The sequence below is a fragment of the Citrobacter amalonaticus genome, from assembly GCF_018252635.1.
GTDB classification, from domain to species: Bacteria; Pseudomonadota; Gammaproteobacteria; order Enterobacterales; family Enterobacteriaceae; genus Citrobacter_A; species Citrobacter_A amalonaticus_E.
This window is the reverse complement of the sequence record NZ_JAGTXM010000002.1, coordinates 1,120,491-1,138,657: the sequence shown is the minus strand read 5'-3', so window position 1 is coordinate 1,138,657 and position 18,167 is coordinate 1,120,491. Positions and strand designations below refer to the sequence as shown.

Annotated in this window: 13 protein-coding genes; 7 read left to right on the top strand and 6 right to left on the bottom strand. The window is 54.9% G+C overall.

Going from position 1 to position 18,167, the window contains the following annotated elements:
* Positions 1 to 2,193: autotransporter outer membrane beta-barrel domain-containing protein (locus tag KE671_RS09780; protein ID WP_206162752.1), on the bottom strand; the 2,193-nt coding region annotated here is incomplete at its 3' end.
* 824 nt (positions 2,194 to 3,017) lie between these two features.
* Here KE671_RS09780 and yahO point away from each other — a divergent pair.
* Positions 3,018 to 3,293, top strand: coding sequence for a DUF1471 family periplasmic protein YahO (gene yahO / locus KE671_RS09775; protein WP_206162751.1), 276 nt, complete (start codon positions 3,018 to 3,020; stop codon positions 3,291 to 3,293).
* Between the two features lie 78 nt (positions 3,294 to 3,371).
* Here the strand turns inward: yahO and prpR are convergent, their stop codons facing one another.
* Entirely contained in the window at positions 3,372 to 4,967 is a 1,596-nt protein-coding gene (prpR, locus tag KE671_RS09770) for a propionate catabolism operon regulatory protein PrpR (protein ID WP_206162750.1), read from the bottom strand.
* 249 nt (positions 4,968 to 5,216) lie between these two features.
* On the opposite strand from prpR, the gene prpB reads away from it, so the two are divergent.
* The 6 genes from prpB (at position 5,217) to KE671_RS09740 (ending at position 11,543) form a co-directional block, all read left to right on the top strand.
* Positions 5,217 to 6,098 carry a methylisocitrate lyase gene (gene prpB, locus KE671_RS09765; RefSeq protein ID WP_206162749.1) on the top strand — a complete coding sequence of 294 codons (882 nt, stop codon included), beginning with the start codon at positions 5,217 to 5,219 and terminating at the stop codon, positions 6,096 to 6,098.
* Positions 6,099 to 6,206: 108 nt separating this feature from the next.
* Entirely contained in the window at positions 6,207 to 7,376 is a 1,170-nt protein-coding gene (gene prpC / locus KE671_RS09760) for a bifunctional 2-methylcitrate synthase/citrate synthase (protein ID WP_206162748.1), read from the top strand.
* Positions 7,377 to 7,416: 40 nt separating this feature from the next.
* Complete coding sequence (locus tag KE671_RS09755) at positions 7,417 to 8,868, top strand: bifunctional 2-methylcitrate dehydratase/aconitate hydratase (protein WP_206162747.1); 1,452 nt, start codon at positions 7,417 to 7,419, stop codon at positions 8,866 to 8,868.
* A 39-nt stretch (positions 8,869 to 8,907) separates the two neighbouring features.
* On the top strand, positions 8,908 to 10,794 hold the full coding sequence (gene prpE / locus KE671_RS09750) for a propionate--CoA ligase (protein WP_206162746.1): 1,887 nt from the start codon (positions 8,908 to 8,910) through the stop codon (positions 10,792 to 10,794).
* A gap of 153 nt (positions 10,795 to 10,947) precedes the next feature.
* On the top strand, positions 10,948 to 11,181 hold the full coding sequence (locus KE671_RS09745; RefSeq protein WP_206162745.1) for a type II toxin-antitoxin system Phd/YefM family antitoxin: 234 nt from the start codon (positions 10,948 to 10,950) through the stop codon (positions 11,179 to 11,181).
* A 29-nt stretch (positions 11,182 to 11,210) separates the two neighbouring features.
* Positions 11,211 to 11,543: a type II toxin-antitoxin system RelE/ParE family toxin gene (locus KE671_RS09740; RefSeq protein ID WP_206162744.1), complete on the top strand. Its 333-nt coding sequence runs from the start codon at positions 11,211 to 11,213 to the stop codon at positions 11,541 to 11,543.
* A 7-nt stretch (positions 11,544 to 11,550) separates the two neighbouring features.
* On the opposite strand, the gene KE671_RS09735 is transcribed toward KE671_RS09740, so the two are convergent.
* The 4 genes from KE671_RS09735 to KE671_RS09720 all read right to left on the bottom strand — a co-directional run bounded on the left by KE671_RS09735 (position 11,551) and on the right by KE671_RS09720 (position 17,604).
* Positions 11,551 to 14,628, bottom strand: coding sequence for a beta-galactosidase (locus KE671_RS09735; protein WP_206162743.1), 3,078 nt, complete (start codon positions 14,626 to 14,628; stop codon positions 11,551 to 11,553).
* Between the two features lie 107 nt (positions 14,629 to 14,735).
* Positions 14,736 to 15,818, bottom strand: a complete 1,083-nt coding sequence (locus KE671_RS09730; protein ID WP_206162742.1) for a LacI family DNA-binding transcriptional regulator — start codon at positions 15,816 to 15,818, stop codon at positions 14,736 to 14,738.
* A gap of 34 nt (positions 15,819 to 15,852) precedes the next feature.
* On the bottom strand, positions 15,853 to 16,809 hold the full coding sequence (locus KE671_RS09725) for a GlxA family transcriptional regulator (protein WP_206162741.1): 957 nt from the start codon (positions 16,807 to 16,809) through the stop codon (positions 15,853 to 15,855).
* Between the two features lie 18 nt (positions 16,810 to 16,827).
* Complete coding sequence (locus KE671_RS09720; RefSeq protein ID WP_206162740.1) at positions 16,828 to 17,604, bottom strand: MBL fold metallo-hydrolase; 777 nt, start codon at positions 17,602 to 17,604, stop codon at positions 16,828 to 16,830.
* Between the last annotated feature and the right edge of the window lie 563 nt (positions 17,605 to 18,167).

The following is an 18,167-nucleotide window of genomic DNA, read 5'->3' as shown; positions in this document are numbered from 1 at the left end:
CATCCAGGTCACCTGGACTTTAGGTTGCAGCCAGTAGCTGTCCCGACCGTTGCTGCTCTCTGTGAGACGGAAGGTGTAACCGGCTTCCAGCGAGGCGGTGATACCGTCCGAGTCATACTTTTCAGACGCCAGTCCCTGGCCGGACACGCTGTTGTCAAACCAGTTGTAGAGCATCCAGCCATCGACATAAGCACCGGTTTTATCGGCGTCGTTGGCATACCAGGTGCCGTACAGACCGGCGCTGTAGCCGCTGATCTCCCCGCGTGATGTGTAGCCGGTCAGGCTGGAGCGGCTGCGGCTCTTGCTGTTGGCGTAACCGGCCATCAGGCCCAGGTGCCAGCGATCGAGACCGTCGGTGCTCCATTGCGCGATATCACCGCCCAGTTGCATCACATAGCGGTTGCTCTGGGTGCTGATTTGCCCGGAACCGTCCCTGAAGCGGTTATGTCCGCCGATGTGGCGCATCCACAGGCTGGTGACCTTCTGCTCGCCGGTTAACGCGTCGGTGTACTGGGTTTCACCCAGACGATCGTGAAGACGGGTGTTGAACAGCGTGTTGGCGGCAAGGATGTTCGCCAGATAGCTGCCAGATTCCGGGCGATACTGAGATGGGCCTTCCGGTGCGGGTGGCACAGGCGGCTCTGGTTCACCCGGCGTAACCGGAGATGGAGGCGTCACGCTGGCCTGACTGGTCAGAACCCAGTTCTGGTTATTGCTTTTGACAATACTGTAATCGTAAGCGCCCGCGACAATACGACCTTCTTTGACAAAGGTTCCGTTTGATGTGCCTTCCACTTCGACAATCTGAATACCTTCAACCGTCTGGGCCCCGTTACCGCCGGCGTTACTGACGCTGACGCGTGTGGTGCCGCTGGTATCGCCTTTTACAACCAGCTTGTCAGTGGCGGAACTGTCATCGCCGAGCACTGTTTGCAGGGCAAGCAGGCCATTATTCCCGGTGTAATCGCCGTTAATTGTCATTGTGGTCGGGGTAAAGGCCGCTTTTACCTGCGACGGGGATGAGAGTGTCGCCGTGCCTGCCAGCTCCAGAGAATTCAGGGTCTGCGAATAGCCGTTAAGATCCAACTGCGCGCCACTGTCCACCCGGTAATCCGATCTTGCACTCAGGGTGTTTTCTACCCCAGCGCGCAGCGTGCCGTTCGCGACGTGAGTGAGGCCCTGATAAGTGTTGGCGCCTGTCAGCGTGGTTGTCCCTGAGCCGACATGGTTTACTTCTCCGATGCCCGTGATTTTGGCTGAGAGTACGAAGTCGTCGCTGTTGTGGTTAAAATTGAGTTCCGCTGTGTTCATACCGCTGGTGTTGCCAAGGTAGATCCACGGCAGATCCAGCGTTCCCGCCGCCTGTTGCGCTTCTCCTTTTGCACCGCCGATATTCAGGATGCCGGTACTGCCTTCTCCTACCGCCAGCCAGATTAAGCTACCCGAGCGGACCGTTGCGCCATTGCTGACGGTGAGGATCCCGGTGGCGTCATTAGGGGTTGTTGCGAACCCCCCGAGGTAAATGCCTTCGGTCACATCCAGCAGCGAGTTTTCACCGTCCACGAGGGTGACACCGTAGCCATTACGGCTGGTGCTGCTCGTATTGCCAACGTAGCCGATATTCATGTGTTCGCTTAAGGAGAGAGAACCGCCGCGGGTAATCACCAGGTTGCCGCGCCCCTGATCGCCAACCACGCTCCAGACGGATGAGACAGACGAATTTGCGCCATCGATGGTAACCGTTCCCTGCGCGTTGGCGGCATATTCTCCAATGCGCAGTTCATCAATGCCGCTGATTTTACTGCCGTTACTCACCAGCAGCGTTCCTGAACCATCATGGGTCCCAAGTACCAGATTCAGGTTGCCCAGGGTCCAGGTTGCACCATTCGTCAGCGTCACGCTGCCGTTCGCGGCATTCCCGATCATACCGGCGGCGGTGGCAATATCCCGGCCATCGATCAGCAGCGAGCCGTCAGAGTTATCACCGACCCAGAGACTGCGGAAGTTATCCCACGCGGGATCGGTATTTTCCGTGGTGGAAAGCGTAATAGTTTTGCCATCATTAATAATCACCGTGTCATTTATTCCCGCTGGCGGAGTAATATTATTATTGGCCGCCGCGGTGGACGTTAAGGCAATGGAAATAGAAATGGCTAATAGTGTTTCAGGGAATTTCTGTGCATTTATTTTCATATATTGACTCTTCCTTAAGATTCAAATATTACGCCGTAGCATGAGCAAGAAAAGCCAGTCCTGAATACACGGCCATTTGTGGGGTTGCTCATGTAAAGAAAATTCTGATGTTTTTTAATATTATTTGTCACAGACGATATAGCGTAATCGTTTTACCGCAGGCTTGTAATAGATATTGATAGGTTGAGTCTATTAACCGTCGTTAATGGAGTGAAAATGTTTAAGTGGTTGCTAATTATTTGATTATCAATCTTTATTGTTTTTGGCTTCCCATCCAGGAATAATGCAAATATAAGGATAAAAACAACAAGATAGATGAGTTTTTCGATAAGGCGGACTGAATAGATGCGCAGGCTTAACATTAGTAGAGATATCGGTTTAATATGTTTAATTACGTACGGTAATAATTTTATTTAAGAATTTTAGGCTGACTAATTATCATTGTTTTGATGGATGTCAATTTTTACATTGGTAATAATCTGAGTTTTATTTTTTGGTTTTAAGATTATTACCAATAATTCAGTATGGATTTTAATAATAATCTTAAGTGGAGTTGTTCTGAACGAGGTTATTCATACTTACGCAACAAATATGATTTATTTAAAAACAGGGATGTGGATCCTCTTTTTATTAATATGCGGAAAGTGACTTAACTTTACCGTAGAGCGCAAAAAAGTACTGAGCAGTCTGAAACCACAAAAGCAACATATCCTGGAAAGGGCCCTGGATTTTTCCTGGAAGCTGAACTAGTTATTAATCATCCTTGAACCGCTGCATGGATTCAGGGGTGATGATAGCGTCATAACATAACCTGGAGCTTTACTATGAAAACTGGATATAAAGTCTTGATTGGTGCCTTGGCTTTTGTGGCGACAAATGCGTTTGCAGCGGAGTTGTTAACAAAGGCTGAGTTTGAGAAGGTGGAGTCGCAGTACACCCTGATTGGTAACATCAATACCAGCAATGAAACGTCTACCCAGGACGCGAAAGAAGATCTGCTCAAAAAAGCGGATGAAAAAGGTGCTGATGTCGTCGTGCTGACCTCCGGCCAGACCGACAATAAAATCCATGGTACCGCCAATATTTACAAGAAAAAGTAATTTGTAAGATTGTCGGATGGTTCTGACCTGCTGTGAGTTGTAGGCTGGATAAGGCGCTGCGCGTCGCCATCCGACAATTTATTCCTTCAGCCTGCGCCAGAAGGTGGTTCTGCTGATCCCCAGATAGCGAGCTGCGGCACGCTTATCACCGTTAAACTGTGCCAGCACCTGCTGCGGCGTGGCTGAAGGGGGGGGGAATGACGGTGTTTCGATCTCCATGAGTTCCGGCAGCAACTGCTGTAATAAATGCTCATCCAGTTGCGGCATCGGCTCAACGCTTAAAAACAGCGCCAGCCGTTCCATCATATTACGCAATTCGCGAATATTTCCCGGCCAGTGATATTGCCAGAGAAGACCGGCACTCTGCGCCAGTCCGGCGCGTACCGACTCGCTAAACGGTACGGCGAGTGCGGCCAGTGACTGTTTTAAAAAACCTTCCGCCAGTGACACGATATCGGCGGGGCGCTCCCGCAGGGCCGGTAACGACAGGCGTAAAATACTCAGGCGATAATACAGATCGCGACGAAACAGCCCTCGTTTCATCTCCTCTTCCAGATTGCAGTGGGTGGCGCTAATCACCCGCACAGTCACCGGAATGGGGTGATGTCCACCCACCCGGGTGACCTCTTTTTCTTCCAGCACGCGTAACAGTCGGGTTTGCAGCGGCAGCGGCATTTCGCCAATCTCATCAAGAAACAGCGTTCCGCCGTGGGCGATTTCAAACAGCCCGGCACGGCCACCGCGTCGCGACCCGGTGAAGGCACCTTCCTCGTAGCCAAACAGCTCCGCTTCCAGTAACGATTCGGTAATCGCGCCACAGTTCACTGCGACGAACGGATGCGTCGTTTTGTCGCCGCGCGCGCCCGGACGGGTACAAAACTCCCGGTGAATGGCCTGAGCCGCCAGTTCTTTTCCGGTGCCGGTTTCCCCCTGAATCAGAACGGAGGCGGACGAACGGGCGTACAGCATAATGGTATGGCGCACCTGTTCCATCTGTGCGGACTCGCCGCGAATATCCCCCAGTTCATAGCGGGTACGCAGCGCCTGATCGGAGACATAATGGCCGTGACGTCGCTGGGTCAGGCGGGTCATGTCCAGCGCATCACTGAAGGCCTGGCGTACCGTGGCGGCGGAATAGATAAAGATACCGGTCATGCCAGCCTCTTCCGCCAGATCGGTGATCAGCCCCGCACCAACCACCGCTTCAATGCCGTTTGCTTTCAGTTCGTTAATTTGCCCGCGCGCATCTTCTTCGGTGATATAGCTACGCTGTTCCAGTTGCAGACTAAAGGTTTTTTGGAAGGCCATCAGCGCTGGCAGCGTTTCCTGGTAAGTCACCACGCCAATGGAGGCGGTCAGTTTCCCGGCCTTTGCCAGCGCCTGCAGAACGTCAAACCCGCTGGGTTTGATCAGGATCACCGGTATCGACAGGCGACTTTTCAGATACGCGCCGTTGGATCCGGCGGCGATGATCGCATCACAGCGTTCGGTTGTCAGCTTTTTACGAATATAGGTGACCGCTTTTTCAAAACCGAGCTGGATTGGCGTAATGGTCGCCAGGTGATCGAACTCGAGGCTGATGTCGCGAAACAAATCGAACAGCCGCGTTACCGAGACCGTCCAGATAACCGGTTTGTCATCATTCACCCGTAGGGGAAGATTTGTCGTCGCCATAGCCAACTCAAAAAGTAAAGGACAGAGTATTGGGTGTAGTCTTGTTTCAATATTGTTGCAATGAAACCGGTCGGAACGTTTTATGAAACGTTAGCTGACACGCTTTTTTCGCTCATTACGCTGGGATGTTAATTATCTCATTGTTTTATAGATGATTATTAAAATTCCTCCTTTCATGGCGCCTTTGGCATAGCCCTTGCTTTATGTGATTCAACGGTTAGTTACAAGTTGATAACACGAGGATGGACTATGTCTCTGGATTCTCCGGGTCAGGCATTTCGCGCTGCACTCACCAAAGAAAACCCCTTACAAATCGTCGGCGCCATCAACGCCAACCATGCGCTGCTGGCTCAGCGTGCCGGGTATCAGGCGATTTATCTTTCTGGCGGCGGCGTCGCGGCCGGTTCGCTGGGACTGCCGGATCTGGGGATCTCCACCCTGGACGACGTATTGACCGACATTCGCCGCATCACCGATGTCTGTCCGCTTCCGCTGCTGGTGGATGCCGATATCGGCTTTGGTTCGTCAGCGTTTAACGTTGCGCGCACCGTGAAGTCGATGATCAAAGCCGGCGCGGCGGCGCTACATATCGAAGATCAGATCGGCGCCAAGCGCTGTGGACATCGTCCGAATAAAGCGATCGTTTCGAAAGAGGAGATGGTCGATCGCATACGTGCGGCGGTGGATGCCCGTACCGATCCCAACTTTGTGATCATGGCGCGTACCGATGCCCTGGCGGTGGAAGGGTTAGACGCGGCGATCGATCGTGCGCAGGCCTATGTCGAAGCGGGTGCCGACATGCTGTTTCCGGAGGCGATTACAGCGCTTTCGATGTATCGCCAGTTTGCCGATGCAGTCCAGGTGCCCATTCTTGCCAATATCACCGAATTTGGCGCTACGCCGCTGTTCACGACCGACGAACTGCGCAGTGCGAACGTGGCGATGGCGCTCTATCCGCTCTCGGCATTCCGCGCCATGAACCGGGCCGCTGAAAAGGTCTACAACGTGCTGCGTCAGGAAGGGACGCAAAAGAGCGTTATCGACATTATGCAGACCCGCAACGAACTGTACGAAAGCATCAATTACTACCAGTTCGAAGAGAAACTCGACGCGTTATATACCCAAAAGTAGGCCTGATAAGGCGTAGCCGCCATCAGGCAATGCCGGATGGCAATGCGTTTATCCGGCCTGGACGAACCCCCTCAATACCCTACACATGATAATAATGACGAGGACAACATGAGCGACACAACAATCCTGCAAAATAATACCCATGTCATTAAGCCGAAAAAATCCGTCGCGCTGTCCGGCGTACCGGCGGGCAATACCGCGCTGTGCACCGTCGGTAAAAGCGGCAACGATCTCCACTATCGCGGCTACGATATTCTCGATCTCGCTGAGCAGTGCGAATTTGAGGAAGTCGCACATCTACTGATTCACGGCAAACTCCCGACCCGGGACGAACTTCAGGCTTACAAAAGTAAACTCAAAGCGTTACGCGGATTACCGGCCAACGTCCGTACCGTACTGGAAGCGCTGCCGGCGGCGTCGCATCCGATGGACGTCATGCGCACCGGCGTATCGGCGCTGGGCTGTACGCTGCCGGAAAAAGAGGGGCATACCGTTTCCGGGGCGCGTGATATTGCCGATAAACTGCTGGCTTCGCTCAGTTCCATTCTTCTCTACTGGTATCACTACAGCCACAACGGCGAGCGTATCCAGCCGGAAACTGATGACGACTCCATTGGCGGCCATTTTCTGCACCTGCTGCACGGGGAAAAACCGTCGCAGAGCTGGGAAAAAGCCATGCACATTTCGCTGGTGCTGTACGCCGAGCATGAGTTCAACGCTTCCACCTTTACCAGCCGCGTGATTGCCGGCACCGGCTCGGATGTCTATTCGGCGATTATCGGCGCGATTGGCGCTCTGCGTGGCCCGAAACATGGCGGGGCGAATGAGGTTTCGCTGGAGATTCAGCAGCGCTACGAAACGCCGGACGAGGCCGAAGCCGATATCCGCAGGCGCGTGGAAAACAAAGAGGTGGTGATTGGCTTTGGTCATCCGGTTTACACCCTTGCCGATCCACGTCATCAGGTGATCAAACGCGTGGCGAAGCAGCTTTCTACTGAGGGTGGCTCGCTGAAGATGTACAACATTGCCGATCGTCTGGAAGAGGTAATGTGGGAAACGAAGAAGATGTTCCCTAACCTCGACTGGTTCTCGGCGGTCTCCTACAACATGATGGGCGTTCCCACCGAAATGTTTACCCCGCTGTTTGTCATCGCCCGCGTCACCGGCTGGGCAGCGCACATCATCGAGCAGCGCCAGGACAATAAAATCATTCGTCCTTCCGCCAATTATACCGGCCCGGAAGACCGCCCCTTTGTCGCGCTGGATCAGCGCCAGTAATTCATTACCTCTAAAGATAAAAAAACAGGAAACGTACCTTATGTCCGCTCAAATTTTAAATGTCCGCCCGGAATTCGACCGTGAAATCGTTGATATCGTTGATTACGTGATGAACTACGACGTCACCTCACAGGTGGCGTATGACACCGCGCACTACTGTCTGCTCGATACGCTGGGCTGTGGTCTGGAAGCGCTGGAGTATCCGGCCTGTAAAAAACTGATGGGGCCGATTGTTCCTGGAACCGTGGTGCCCAACGGCGTGCGCGTGCCAGGGACTCAGTTTCAGCTCGACCCGGTTCAGGCCGCGTTTAACATTGGCGCAATGATCCGCTGGCTGGACTTCAATGACACCTGGCTGGCGGCGGAGTGGGGCCATCCTTCCGATAACCTCGGTGGGATCCTGGCGACAGCGGACTGGCTGTCACGCAACGCGGTCGCGGCGGGTAAAGCGCCGCTGACGATGAAACAGGTGCTGACCGGGATGATCAAGGCGCACGAAATTCAGGGCTGTATCGCGCTGGAAAACGCCTTTAACCGCGTGGGGCTCGACCACGTTCTGCTCGTCAAAGTGGCCTCCACCGCCGTGGTCGCCGAGCTGCTGGGGCTGACGCGTGATGAGATCCTCAACGCGGTATCGCTGGCGTGGGTCGACGGACAGTCGCTGCGCACCTATCGCCATGCACCGAATACCGGCACGCGTAAATCCTGGGCTGCAGGCGATGCGACCTCGCGCGCGGTGCGTCTGGCGCTGATGGCTAAAACCGGTGAGATGGGTTATCCGTCGGCGCTGACGGCGAAGACCTGGGGTTTTTATGACGTTTCCTTCAAAGGCGAGTCGTTCCGCTTCCAGCGTCCATACGGCTCCTACGTCATGGAAAACGTGCTGTTCAAAATCTCTTTCCCGGCTGAGTTTCACTCTCAGACGGCGGTTGAAGCAGCAATGACGCTGTACGCGCAGATGCAGGCTGCAGGTAAAAGCGCTGCGGATATCGAAAAAGTGACCATTCGCACCCACGAAGCCTGCATTCGCATCATCGATAAGCAGGGACCGCTGAATAACCCGGCCGATCGCGATCACTGCATTCAGTATATGGTGGCGATCCCGCTGTTGTTTGGACGCTTAACGGCGGCGGATTATGAGGACGGCGTGGCGCAGGACAAGCGGATTGATTCCCTGCGCGAGAAGATCCGCTGCGTTGAAGACCCGGCGTTTACTGCGGATTATCACGATCCGGAAAAACGCGCTATCGCCAACGCTATCACCCTGGAATTCACAGATGGTTCGCAGTTTGACGAGGTGGTCGTGGAGTACCCGATTGGTCATGCACGTCGTCGTACCGACGGGATCCCGAAACTTGTCGAAAAGTTCAAAATTAACCTGGCGCGCCAGTTCCCGACTCGCCAACAGCAGCGCATCCTGGATGTCTCCCTGGACAGAACTCGCCTGGAGCAGATGCCGGTCAATGAGTACATGGACCTTTATGTCATCTAGAGCCCGCTTCATCAGGCGTAAGTTCAACAGGAGAGCATTATGTCTTTTAGCGAATTTTACCAGCGTTCTGTTACGCAACCGGAGGCGTTTTGGGCCGAGCAGGCCCGGCGCATTGACTGGCAGCAGCCGTTTACCCGTACGCTGGATCATCGCAATCCGCCGTTTGCCCGCTGGTTTTGCGACGGTACCACTAATTTGTGTCATAACGCTGTCGACCGCTGGCTGGAGAAACAACCGGATGCGCTGGCGCTGATCGCCGTCTCGTCCGAGACCGAAGAGGAGCGCACTTTTACCTTCCGTCAGCTCTATGACGAAGTGAACGTGGTGGCGTCGATGCTGCAATCGCTCGGCGTGCAGCGCGGCGATCGGGTGCTGGTGTACATGCCGATGATCGCCGAGGCGCAGATCACATTGCTGGCCTGCGCAAGGATTGGTGCGATCCACTCGGTGGTGTTCGGCGGTTTTGCTTCGCACAGCGTGGCGGCGCGCATCGATGACGCGAAGCCGGTGCTGATCGTCTCTGCCGATGCGGGGGCGCGCGGCGGTAAAGTGTTACCCTACAAAAAGCTGCTCGATGAGGCGATCGATCAGGCTCAGTATCAGCCGAAACAGGTGCTGTTGGTGGATCGCGGGCTGGCGAAAATGGCGCGCGTGGCCGGTCGCGATCTCGACTTTGCGACGTTGCGTCAGCAGCATCTCGGTGCCACGGTGCAAGTGACGTGGCTGGAATCCAGTGAAACCTCCTGCATTCTTTATACCTCCGGCACCACCGGCAAACCCAAAGGCGTGCAGCGCGACGTCGGCGGCTATGCCGTAGCGCTGGCGACCTCAATGGAGACCATTTTTGGCGGTAAAGCGGGTGGCGTGTTCTTCTGCGCGTCGGATATCGGTTGGGTCGTCGGACACTCCTACATTGTTTATGCGCCGCTGTTAGCGGGGATGGCAACCATTGTGTATGAAGGGCTGCCGACCTATCCGGACTGCGGGGTGTGGTGGAAAATCGTCGAGAAATATCAGGTTAACCGGATGTTCTCGGCGCCGACCGCCATTCGCGTGCTGAAAAAGTTCCCGACTGCGCAGATCCGCAATCACGATCTCTCGTCGCTGGAGGTGCTTTATCTGGCGGGCGAACCGCTGGATGAACCGACCGCGAGCTGGGTGACGCAAACGCTGGGCGTACCAGTAATCGACAATTACTGGCAGACGGAGTCCGGCTGGCCGATCATGGCGATCGCCCGGGCGCTGGATGACCGACCGTCGCGCCTCGGCAGTCCCGGCGTGCCAATGTACGGATATAACGTGCAGTTGCTCAACGAGACGACCGGCGAACCCTGCGGTGCCAACGAGAAGGGGATGGTGGTGATCGAAGGGCCTTTGCCGCCGGGTTGTATTCAGACTATCTGGGGCGATGATGAACGATTTGTGAAGACGTACTGGTCGCTGTTCGATCGTCAGGTGTACGCCACGTTTGACTGGGGGATCCGCGACGCCGATGGCTACTACTTCATTCTTGGTCGAACGGATGATGTGATTAACGTCGCCGGGCACCGGCTGGGCACGCGGGAAATCGAGGAGAGTATCTCCAGTTACCCGAACGTGGCGGAAGTGGCGGTGGTTGGAGTGAAAGATGCGTTGAAAGGGCAGGTGGCGGTGGCGTTTGTCATTCCTAAACAGAGTGATAGCCTTGAAGACCGCGACGTGGCGCATTCGGAAGAGAAGGCGATCATGGCGCTGGTGGACAGTCAGATTGGCAACTTTGGTCGACCTGCCCACGTCTGGTTTGTTTCGCAACTGCCGAAAACGCGTTCCGGCAAAATGCTCCGCCGCACGATCCAGGCGATTTGCGAAGGCCGCGATCCGGGCGATCTGACGACCATTGACGATCCCACATCGTTAGAACAAATCCGCCAGGCGATGGAGGAGTAACGGGTAAACATTCATGAATTGCCTGGAGGCGCTGCGCTTATCGGTTCTGCAACCCAATAGGCCGATAAGCCGCGTTAGCGGCACCCCGGCCTATTGTTGCCGGTCTGAATATGGTCTATATTTGAACTGATGAATAACGAGGACAAACTGAAGATGAAAATCGAAACCATTAGCTACATTAAAAAAAATGCGGCGACGCTCGAGCTCTCTGAACCCATCCTGGTGACACAGAATGGCGTACCGGCTTATGTTATCGAATCATACGACCAGCAGCAGGAACGTGAGAACGCCATTGCGTTGTTAAAACTGCTTACCCTGTCGGAAAAAGACAAGGCTGAAGGGCGCGTGTTCAGCAAGGAACAGTTGCTGGATGAACTTGCTGAATGACAACACGCCGAAGGGTTGAAGGATCTTAAATGGAACCTAAGATGACTTTTACGTATACGCTGACGGCCAGGCATTGCATCAACGATATTGCCACTCACCTCCGCCGGGCAGGATTAGAAACGCGATCCATTATTGCGGATATTCTTGGGCAGTTCGAAAAGATCGTGGGGCAATTTCCCCTGGGAAGTCAGATTTGCCCTGAACTGATTAAAATTGGCTGTGCGAAATACCGTGAATTTAACCATGCTGACGGTTATCGCGTTCTCTATTCCGTTGAAGGAACGATCGTCACTGCCCATGCGATTCTGGCGCATCGTCAGGACGTGCAGCAACTTCTGTTCAAGCGGTTAATTATGGTGTAATCCCGTGTTATCCCCACTTCACCTGGTAATGGTAACGTCCGGCGCTTAGCTGATATTCCGACGATACGGAAGGACTCCAGGAGTCATCTCCGCCAACGCCCATATGGAAACCATCAAGATTGAGCCAGGCGCCCGCTTCGGGTTGCAGCAGATGGCGATGGCTGGTCTCCATCAGTTGTTTTTGACTGTAGCGGCTGATGTTGAACTGAAAGTCGCCACGCCAGACGTGCGCACCGTACTTCAGTTCACGCGTACCGCAGCGCAGGCCGTTCTCACTTGGGAAAACGTAAGGGGTATACATCTCATCCAGTGATAAATCCCAGCGGTCAAAACAGGCGGAAGACCGACGGTCCGGATAGTTTTCATGCGGACCGAGCCCCAGCCAGTTCACCCGTTCTGATACCTGCGCCAACTGGCAGGTCAGGCCGATACGTGCCGGATGTGGCGTACCGCGAGCGACATCGACATCAACGGTGATCTGCATTTCGCCGTGACCGTCAATGCGCCAGGCTTTACGGCTGATAAACAGGGTTTCGCCCTGATACTGCCAGGCATGAGCGGTGTCGATTTGTACCGCATCCGTCAGGAGGTTGGCATCGCACTGCAGCAGTAGCGGCTGGAGCTGATAATGTCCTGCTGCTTTCCAGCGCTCGACCCAGGCGTTGGGGTCAATGCGGTTCGCTTCGCTGATGCCAATATCGTTATCCAGCGGCGCACGGGTGAATTGATCGTGCAGTGGCGTCAGTAACTGGGCTTCCTCGTCAATCCAGTACTGCGTTAAGGTGCCCTGCTGGCGGCAGAATTCCCGGCGTGTATTGCCTGTCGCCACGATAAAGGCCGTATCGCTGACGCTAAGTTTCGGCGCTGAGGTTGCCGGCTCTGGACGTGTTACATTGAGTTTTTCCTCCAGTGGCCACTGCTGCCAGGCGCTGACATGGCCAGCAGGCGACCAGGCGGTTGACTTTGGTTGTTCGACGCGTACCGTCAACCAGAGTTGACCCGCCGTGTCAGGCGGTGCGATGTCCGGCAGGGTGATGCGCTGACGACCCTGCGGCGCGATATCCAGCGTGACCTCCCCGGAAGCAATGGAGTTGCCGTCCAGCGCAATCGACCAGCGCAAAATCTCATTATCGCTATGGCGAAACAAAAACTCGCTGGTGACTTCAATCTGACGTTGCGTGCCTGGCAACAGCGTGAGCTGGAAAAACTGCTGAGCGTGTTTCGCCTCAAACAACGACGGATGCGGCGTGCGATCGGCAAACACCAGCCCGTCCATACAGAACTGGCGATCGTTCGGTATGTCGCCAAAGTCGCCGCCGTACGCGGCCCATGGGTTGCCTTCGTCATCGTATTTAATCAGCGACTGATCGACCCAGTCCCAGACGAAGCCGCCCTGCAGGCGCGGGTACTGGCGGAATGCCTGCCAGTATTTGGCGAATCCGCCAAGGCTGTTACCCATTGCGTGGGCATATTCGCAGAGGATCAGCGGGCGCTGTTCGCCGGGCAGCGACAGCCATTTTTTGATTGACCACTTCGGCACGGCCGGGAACGGCTGATCCTGATCGACGCGCGCATACATCGGGCAAATGATATCCGTTGCCGCCGTGTCCGCGCCGCCGCCTTCATACTGCACCGGGCGTGACGGATCTTCTGACTTCAGCCAGCGGTACAGCGCGTCATGGTTGACGCCGTGACCCGATTCATTCCCCAGCGACCAGATGATAATGCTCGGATGATTGCGATCGCGTTGCACCATGCGCGTCACACGCTGGCTCATGGCGGGCAACCAGTCCGGGTCGTCGCTCAGACGGTTCATCGGCACCATGCCGTGAGTTTCGATGTTGGCCTCATCCACCACATACAGACCATAGCGATCGCAGAGCGTGTACCACCGTGGATGATTCGGATAATGGGAGCAGCGCACGGCGTTAAAATTGTTCTGCTTCATCAGAATGATGTCCTGCACCATCGTCTCCTCGTCCATCACCTGACCGTTTTCAGGATGATGTTCATGACGGTTGACGCCGCGAATCAGCAGCGGCTTGCCATTCAACAACAGCAGGCCGTTTTCAATGCAGACCTGACGGAAGCCGACATCGCAGGCCTCGGCTTCAATCAGCGCGCCGTCAGCCGTATGGAGCTGCACAACCGCGCGATAAAGATGCGGTGTTTCGGCGCTCCACAGTTTTGGGCTGTCGACATCCAGACGCACGGTTGTGCGATCGGTATACGCACCGCGCTCATCAATAATTTCGCTGCCAAAAGGGGCGGTACGCTCGCCTGTCAGCACATCGCCATCCCACAGTTGCACGGTCACGCGCAGACTGTCGCGGTGCTCACCGTGCATTCTGACCTCGGCAGCAAAGATTGCCCGGCTGAAATCCGCGTTGAGGTGGGTGGTGATGCGCAAATCGCTGATTTGCGTGGCGGGTTTGGTTAACAGAGTGACATCGCGGAAAATGCCGCTCATGCGCCACATATCCTGGTCCTCCAGATAGCTGCCGTCGGTCCAGCGCAGTACCATGACCGCCAGACGGTTGTCGCCATCGACCAGAAAATCACTGAGATCGAATTCAGACGGCAGGCGGCTGTCCTGCCCGTAGCCTACCCAGCGCCCGTTACACCAGAGATGAAAAGCGGAATTCACACCTTCAAAGATAATTCGCGTCTGTCCATCGCGATGTTCGGCTTCGTTGTGGCTGAATGTGAGCGAATAACATCCTGTTGCGTTTTCACGCGGCACATATGGCGGGTTCACCGGGATCGGGTAGGTCACGTTGGTATAAATGGGCGCGTCATAACCGTGCATCTGCCAGTTTGATGGCACCGCGATCGTATCGGCATCATCCAGATCGCCCAGACGCCAGCTTTCCGGCACCGCTTCCGGTGAGGCGAACCAGTTGAATTTCCACGCGCCGTTCAGACTGCGAACGGAGGAAGAGGGGGTATTGGAACGTGCATCAGCCGCGTTGCGCCAACTGGCAAAAGGAGGATGTGCCTCCAGACGGTTAAGCTGCGTGACGCCGGGATTTTCCCAGTCACGTCGGGCCAGTACGGCGGCGAGTGAATGCGGAGTGAATGTCATGGCTGTATCCTGTTAATAATTGTTACTCGCTCACAATTTCATTTAACATACGAGGGAGGCCAGAAAGCTGTAAAGCGTGAGGAACCTAATGAGTGAACTGACTCACATTATTCTGAACGATCCAGTAACGCTACCTGACGCGCCAGTTGAATCAGCGAGTCCGCCAGCGCCTGGGGGGAGGCGTGCTGATTTTCGGGGGGCAGGACGGTTTTTCGCTCTACCAGGGTGACCGGCAGCAGTTGATTCCCTGGGGCGTATTCGCCGCGGGAAAGTTGCAGCAGGCGATCGACGCTGGTCTGGCCAAGAAGGGCAAAATCCTGCCGGATGGTAGTGAGTGGCGGGATGTAGCAGGCGCTGTCTTCGGTATCGTCATAACCCACCACCGAAATGTCGTTCGCCACGCGCAGCCCAAATTCGCTGATCGCCCGCATCGCGCCCAGCGCCATCTGATCGTTAGCTACCAACATCGCGCCGGGGATGACGCCTGCGCTCAGCATTTGCTGTGTTTGTAAAAAACCGGACATCGCGCTCCAGTCGCCTTCCTGTTCCGCGACCGGCTGCAGCTGATGGCGGGCGAGGTACTTATGCCAGCCCGCCAGGCGCAGGCGCGCCGAAACGGAAGAACGAGGGCCGGCTAACAGGGCAATGCGCTGATGGCCGTTGCGGACCAGATGTTCAACACCCAGTCGTGCACCATCATCATGCGAGAAAATAATACTGTTGATCGGTGAAGGATCAGACACATCGAGGAACAGAACGGGGACCGTACCGCAGGTGGCAGCGACGGCGATGGCATCGTCTTCATCAAGGGGATAGTTGACAATCAGCCCTGTAACCCGCTGTGCCAACAGGTTATGTATCGCCGCTTTGCAGGCGTCGACACCGTGGCGTTCAACCATGGCAATGACCACGCTGGCGCCGGACTGGTCGGCACGTGATTTGATGGATGCGACAATTTGCGAAGGGGCATGCAGCGCCAGGTTGGACGTTGCCACGCCGATTAGCGGCGTTTGTTTTCCGGCCAGCTGTTGGGCGACGCGATTGGGGATGTAATTCAGCTCCGCCATGGCGGCTTCCACTTTTTGTCGGGTTTTCGCGGAAACGTGGCTCGCCTGATTTACCACACGGGAGACGGTCTGATAGGAGACACCAGCGTGGTCTGCAACATCATATAGCGTTACCGGTTTCACAATTCACTCCCCTGAATTCAATATGTTCTGCGCGCTATGATGCCACACCCTGAAAGGTTTTTCGCCATTCTGCCGGGCTGACGCCGAAGCGAGATTTGAAATGCTGACGCCAGGTCACCGGCGACAGAAACCCGACCTCAGCGGCAATACGCTCGACGGGAAGCCGGGAGGATTCCAGCAGCTCCTGGCTGCGGCGCAGGCGTTCAGCGATCAGCCATTCTGCAATGCTGCTGCCCGTTGCTTTCATAAAGTGACGGGTCAGGGTGCGGCGACTCATCATCACCTTTTGCGCCAGCGAGTCCAGGTCGTGCTGTTCATGGCTGTGCTGGCGAAGGTAGTCCAGCAGACCGTTAATCCGTTGATCATGGGTATTCTTCGCCACAGGTTGAGCAATAAACTGCGCCTGGCCGCCCTCGCGATGCGGTGGCACAATCATTCGGCGCGCAATCTGATTCGCCACCGTACTGCCAAACCGCTGGCGAATGAGGTACAGACAACAGTCGAGCGCGGCAGCGGTGCCAGCCGAGGTGACGATGCCATCATCGTCGACGTACAGGGCGTTGATGTCCAGATGCGCGTCGGGAAACCGCGCCTGAAAATCGGCTTCAAACTCCCAGTGGGTGGCGGCGCGTCTGCCGTCCAGCAGTCCTGCATAACCGAGTACAAATGCGCCGAGGCACAACCCGACCACCTGTGCGCCGTTTTGGCGGGCCAGCACCAGCGCATCGAGCAGCGGCTGTGGCGGGCGATGCGAGGTTGTTCCCCACCAGGGAACAATCACAATATCGGCAGTGGTCACCGCCTCCAGTCCCTGGGGGGCGGTGACGGAAAAACCTTCCACAGAGGTGACAACACCCGGGACTTCAGCGCAAATCAGTACCTCAAAGCGCTTCTTCGCCGCCGCTTTTTCACTGAACATGATGCACGGCACTGAGAAGTGAAACGGACTGAAATCATCAACAGCGACGATCGCGACGGTAACGGGGCGCATGCATTTCCTCTGCTGGGATTAAAACGTCAGGGTTTCCCCATCTTCTGGCACCACGACATATTCTGCAATCTGGTTATCGCGGGCGTATTCTCTGAGCGCGGTGCGTGTCAACAGGCAGTGGTTTATCGCTTCCATGTGAATCGCCACAATCTGCGCATCGGGCAGTACGAAGTGGGTTTTCAGCACATCTTCTGCTCCCATGATAATGGCACCAAAACCGATCACGTGCGCAAACCCGGCGTTCAGTACCACCACATCAGGCTGGAAAGAAACCATACTGGCTTCGACTTCCTCGCGCCAGATCGTATCGCCGACCAGATACAGCGTTTTTTCTTGTGGATGCTGGAAGATAATCCCGCAGGCATCGCCCATTCGCTCGGCCATAGCGGGAATGGCATACAGCCGGTCGGAGCCATGCTGCCCGCCCGTTTTGCGCAGGGTGATCTCACCCAATCGGGTATCGTCGGTCAGAACGGTGAGTTGACTGAAACCCTGTTCCCGCAGGATTTGCGCATCCTGGTCGTTTTGCACATAAATCGGTTTCTCTTTCGGCACGACTTTTGCGGCGACGTCATCCCAGTGGTCCGCATGGAGATGGGTGACGATCAGCGCATCGGCATGTAAAAGGGAATCGATGCCGCAGGGAAGCTCCACGCCAGGATTGCGGATTTCGGCCCGCGCCGTGCCGGGGAAGCCGGGATACGCCCCTTGCGGGGCGAGCATCGGATCGACAAGAAAGGTTTTACCACCAAAAGTAATCAACTGGGTGGCGTTACGAATATGGGTAATCTTCATAGCGATACTCCACGTGAGAGGCTGTGGTGTCATCCTGGCGTGTTAGCCAAAAGTTGAACAGGGGCAAATGGGCGAATAGCGATGAGATTGGGCCAACGGGGTGAATCCCAATAGTGAAACAGAAGAGTGCAATGCTGCTTTTTCGTGGCGTCGCAGAGATATTTACGCGCGATTGTCAGGAGAGATTATTTCTTCAGTCAGGTGCGTAATTGAGAAGCCTTGCAAAAATGATAATAAAAATAGGTGTGTCTTTTCTAAATACCCCATCTTATTTAACGGGGTTAAGATGAAATAAAAAAACATAAAGGGATTTAAACGTTGACGGGTTTATATCGCTGGCGATGAATGTAACATCTTGTTTTTATCACAAATTAAATTTGGTATTTTTCTTAATGGCCATGTTTACATTAAATGCATTTTTGCGTAATTCCATTTATCTCATTGTTTTATATGATTTAATATTGTGAAATAGTTAAGTAGTGAAGATTTAAGATTTTTTTTTGAAATGATTTATCGCGTTTACTCTTCGATATGGATTTGATAGCTTCCAATACAATCTTTAT